General features: G+C 29.1%; 3 protein-coding genes. 1 reads left to right on the top strand and 2 read right to left on the bottom strand.

From position 1 onward, the window contains the following. Positions 1–255: 255 nt before the first annotated feature. The gene (gene tetB(P) / locus ABGF45_RS08275) at positions 256–2,214 is read right to left on the bottom strand and encodes a tetracycline resistance ribosomal protection protein TetB(P) (RefSeq protein WP_006440995.1); all 1,959 of its coding nucleotides are present in this window, start codon (positions 2,212–2,214) and stop codon (positions 256–258) included. Further along, on the bottom strand, positions 2,198–3,460 hold the full coding sequence (gene tetA(P) / locus ABGF45_RS08270) for a tetracycline efflux MFS transporter TetA(P) (protein WP_134744584.1): 1,263 nt from the start codon (positions 3,458–3,460) through the stop codon (positions 2,198–2,200). The genes tetB(P) and tetA(P) overlap by 17 nt, the downstream gene beginning before the upstream one ends. An 805-nt stretch (positions 3,461–4,265) precedes the next feature. Here tetA(P) and ABGF45_RS08265 point away from each other — a divergent pair. Then, on the top strand, positions 4,266–5,264 hold a 999-nt coding region (locus tag ABGF45_RS08265), incomplete at its 3' end, for a hypothetical protein (protein ID WP_408106061.1).

Raw genomic sequence — 5,264 nt, 5'->3', positions numbered from 1 at the left:
AAAAAGAATAAACAATACTACATTTTTAAAAATATTAAAAGCTCTGAAACATACTGTTTACAATGTGTTTCAGAGCTCTTTTAATCGCAAAGTGTCAAACTCGAGATTACAAATTTCAAGCACTTACAATTAAGCATAGTAACATGAAAAAAGGAAGGGTCTTCATCTTCTTCAGACGACCCTTCCTTTACTTTTAGGCTTTGAATGTCTTATATTTAAATCCTACATATAAAAATTTAACTTATCTATTTAAATTTAATCTCTAATTGCGTTTAGTTTATGAAGCAAATACTCTTTTTTATTCAATGGATCATACGTTGTTTTTTTGCGTGCTTTTGAAAATTCAGCTGAAGCTTCCTTATACCCATAAAATTTTGTCACAAACATTCCTCTACCTTCTGTATATGAAGCTATTTTCATTTTATATTCTTTTGAATTTTCTACTGGAATTAATCCCTTTATTGAGAATTCATCCCCTATAACAATAGGATTATCAAAGGTTGCCCTCATAGTTTCTAAATCCCATACCGCTTTGCTTAAAGCATTTTGAGGAATCTTTAACTCAAACTCATGTAATGGCTCTAATAAAACAGTTTGTGCTTTATATAATGCTTCCATGAATACCATAGGTGTCACATTTCTAAAATCTGCTGGAGTGCTGGCTGGACTAAAAAATTCACCACAGCTAAGAGTGACTTTTACATCTGTAACCTCCCATCCAAATAATCCTTGTTTACTTGTCTTAATAACTGCTTCTTCAATTGCATTTTGAAAAGATTTTGGCAATGACCCTACTGAAACATTAGAAATATACCTAAGACCTTCGCCTCTCCCTGCTGGTTCTATTTCTAAGCCTACTGTCGCCCAAAATGGATTTAAGTCTTCCTGCATATGCATTATTGACGCTCCAAAACCTTTAGGTGTTTCCTTATAGATAGTCTCAATATTCGAAAACTCTACTTTTATTCCATATAAATCATCTAACATGGAACTTAGTATTTCCATTTGAACTTCACCGAATAAGTTGACATAAATTTCTTTATCTATGTCATTCATCTCTAATTCTAGTAGTGGATCTTCCTCTGCAAGTAATGTTAATGCTTTAAATAGCTCTGGATTTTTTTCTTTATCAATTGCAGAAATTGTTGTTTTTAATGCTGGTTTAGCTATAGATATATTTTTAATTTTATCATTTGAAATTCCAATAACATCTCCCACTTGGAAACTTGTAAGTCCATATAAAATACCTATATCCCCTGCTTCTATCCTCTGTGCTTCAACAACTCCCCCATTTTCTAACCTATTAATTTTCTTTACTTTTTCTGCTATCTCCTTATTAGGTACTTGAATTTTATCTCTTACAGATATTTTTCCTCCAAATAATCTTACATAAACCTTCTTTTCATTTTTACTTGTTCTTTCGATTTTAAATACTACTCCAGATAAATCACTTTCACAATCATCACCTGCAAATGGAAAATAACTACAAATTCCATCTAATAAGTCTTCAACTCCAAGTCCAATTGCTGCCGCACCACAAAATACTGGATATAGACTTCCTTCACTTGCATATAATGAAAGCTTTTCTTGTATTTCTTCTTTATCAGGTTCTATTCCACCAATATATCTTTCTAAAAATGCTTCGTCTAAGTCTGATAAAACATCAATAGCATCATCATTTATCATGCATGTATCAAATAGTTTTTTTATATAAACAGCTTTGCTTCCTACATCATATACTTCTTGTAATCTAACTACTTTATTGGACATATTCTTCTTTATATCTTCAAATACTTTATTGAAATTTGCCCCAATTCTATCTAGCTTATTTACAAAAATTATTGTTGGAATGTTTAACTCCTTTAATGTCTCAAATAATATTCTTGTTTGTGACTGAATACCCTCTACTCCTGATATAACTAGTATCGCTCCATCTAAAACACTTAATGAACGTTCAACTTCCGAAATAAAATCCACATGTCCTGGAGTATCAACAATATTAACCTTGACATTATTCCAATTAAAAGATATGGTTGATGATTTAATGGTAATCCCTCTCTTACGCTCAAGCTCCATAGAATCCGTCTGTGTATTGCCTAAATCAACTCTTCCAACTGATTTTATAGCTCCACTATAATATAATAAGTTTTCTGTTATAGTTGTTTTTCCTGCATCCACGTGTGCTACGATTCCTATATTAATTATTTTCTTCATAATCAATACCTCCAACTCTATCAACCACCTTTTTATCCATTATCATAGCAACAATATATAACACTAATACCGGTGTTACTAATAACGAAGTACATGCTATACCCATACTCACTGAAATATTTGTAGCTATGATTCCTATAATTGGTCCACCTAAAATTTGACCTAAGGAATTTATTTGTCCATTTATAGAAAGTACAGTAGATCTGGCCTTGTCATCTATATGTCCATTAAGCCATGCACTAAATATAGGTTTATTTATAGTTCTAAAGGTACTTGTCGCTAAATAAGCTATTAGCATTAAGTTAAATCTTTTTGTAATAGCAAATATGAACATAAATGATATATAAAATATATTTATACATAATAACAGCTTTCCATTTTTATTCTTATCATCATCCTTAAGCTTCTTTTCCATAAAATGCATTACTATAGCACTCAATATCATTCCTGCAATTCCAAAAATTCCGAACCAAGTCACTGGTTTAAGGTTTCCAAGTTTAGGAAGCATAGTATCTTGTAAAAAATGCATATTAGAAAGTCTATCATAACCTTCACTGGATAATCCATAAAATAAAGTTACTGAAAGCAAAATTATAATTATAGGTTTATTTTTTATAAATTTAAGACCAGATTTAAAGGTATATCCCATCTTTTTAAAAGTATTTAAATCCTCTGGAGCAGATGATTTAAAATTATTTTCTGGCATATATAACCATAAAAATAATGCAAGAATTATAAATAAGACTCCACTAACTATAATAGGTAGTCTTACAGATAAATTAGCTATTACAGTGCTTAGTACTATTCCAATAACCGATCCTATCTGTCCTGCTTGTGCTCCCTTTATATAAATTTTATCCAAATCTTTATCTTTCTCTTCTTCCGCAATCCAAGCTTCAACAGATCCACTAATAAAAGTAGAACCTAATCCCCATACAATCTGTGCTACAAGTACGAAAACGAAACTAGAAATAGAACCTCCTAAAATAAATCCCACTCCTGTTAAAACTACACCAATAACAATAGATAGTTTACGACTGTACACATCTGCAACTATTCCTGTAGGAATTTCAAATATAAAGCATGCTACTTCTAAAGTAGTTCCAACAAGTATAAGCTGAAGTGGATTTAAATGCACCGTTTCAATGTGATACACTACCATAACTGTAGCTACTAACGAAAAACACATTGCTGCAATAGCTGAAAATAATAAATAAGTTTTATATGCTGAAAGTTTATTAACCATTAATCATCACCATCCTAGTATTTCTTAAAAAATTTGTTTGTTTTTCATAATCTTCATATTTAAATATATAAATCATCAAAATAATCTCCTTAAACAAAAAAAAGCTGCAAATGAACATAATTCACTTACAGCCTCATAATCATATAACCTAAATATAAACATAAAATATAGAACTTTAATTATATAACTTATGATTAAGCTATTCAAATTAAAATCTTATACCATATCTATATATAGCAAAAATAGACATAAAAATACCGTGTTTAGAACACGGTTTTCCTATCCTGCAAATAAAGATGTAACATGCTCATTATAATACTGATTATTTTTAGAGTACACAAATAAACATGGTAATATCAATATTATAAATAATTGATTCCACCACAAATAAACCTTGAGTTATTCAAGATTTTTCATATACTTTTAAAAATAATCCTTATTCAGTTAATTTAATTAAAAATTACCTCTTTGCGCATATTTACAACACCTTTACATTTATATTTTTCATGTTTATATTTTAGCATAACTACATTATATATTTTTTTTTATTTTTTTTCAATATTTTTATATTTATATTTATCCAAATTTAATTAAAATCAAAAAAGACTCTAAATTATAGAGTCTTTTTTAGTTATCACAAAAATATTACTAATTATTTGTTTTTTTCTCAAGCCGGGAGTTTGACAGTTAAAAATAGAAAAATCGTTTGTAGGCATTGAAATGTCTATATTTTTTTGTCAAATTTTCCAAAGTAATTATAGTATTGTTTGGTATTGTATGATATAATATTACATGGGAGGATTTTATGAGACTTAATATTGTTAAATCAAAAAATGCTGAACAACTTTATATAATTAAATCCATCAGAAAAGATGGCAAATCTACAACTCGAATTATGAAAAAACTCGGTACTATGGCCTCTTTATTACCTAAATTTGGAAATGATAGAGAAAGTGTAATTGCTTGGGCTAAAAATGAAGCTAAGATTCTTACTGAATTAGAAGATGAAGGAAAAGTTTCTGTTGATGTTTCTTTTAATGAATTAAATCAAATCGAAATTGGTGAAAAGAACAATTTTAACATTGGATATCTTTTTGTAAATTTTTTGTATCACCAACTTGGTCTTGATAAAATATGCGAAGATATTTCTAAGAAACATAAAATTGAATACAACTTATCAGATGTGCTTAGTATGTTGATATCAACTCGTATTATTGCACCAGCCTCTAAATTATCCTCTTATGATTATGCTTTTAATTTTTTAGAACAACCTTCTTTTAAATTACAACACGTGTATAGAAGTCTTGATGTTCTATCAAAGCATTCTGATGAAATTCAAGCTTTGGTTTATGCTAATAGTGATAATTTAGTAAACAGGAACAAAGAAGTTCTTTATTATGACTGTACAAACTACTTTTTCGAAACTGAACAACCGCGTGGATATGCCCAATATGGTAGAAGTAAAGAGCATAGACCAAACCCTATTATACAAATGGGATTATTTTTAGATCGAAATGGGTTGCCTTTATGTTTTTCGATATTTGATGGTAACAAAAATGAACAACCAAGCCTTAAACCTTTAGAAAAGAAAATATTAAAAGATTTTGGATTATCTCAGTTTATTGTGTGCACAGATGCCGGGCTTGCAAGTTATGAAAACAGAAGATTTAACTCAATGTTAAATAGGTCTTTTATTGTTACTCAATCATTAAAAACTGTTAAAGATTTTATTCTACAATGGGCAATAGATCCAAATGGCTGGCAAATATCAGGGTCTAAAAAAAATTACAATATTGACAAAATT

This window comes from Helcococcus sp. KG196, from assembly GCF_046035495.1.
Taxonomy (GTDB): Bacteria; Bacillota; Clostridia; order Tissierellales; family Peptoniphilaceae; genus Helcococcus; species Helcococcus ovis.
The sequence above is the reverse complement of the archived record's forward strand: the minus strand, read 5'-3'. Positions and strand labels throughout refer to the sequence as shown.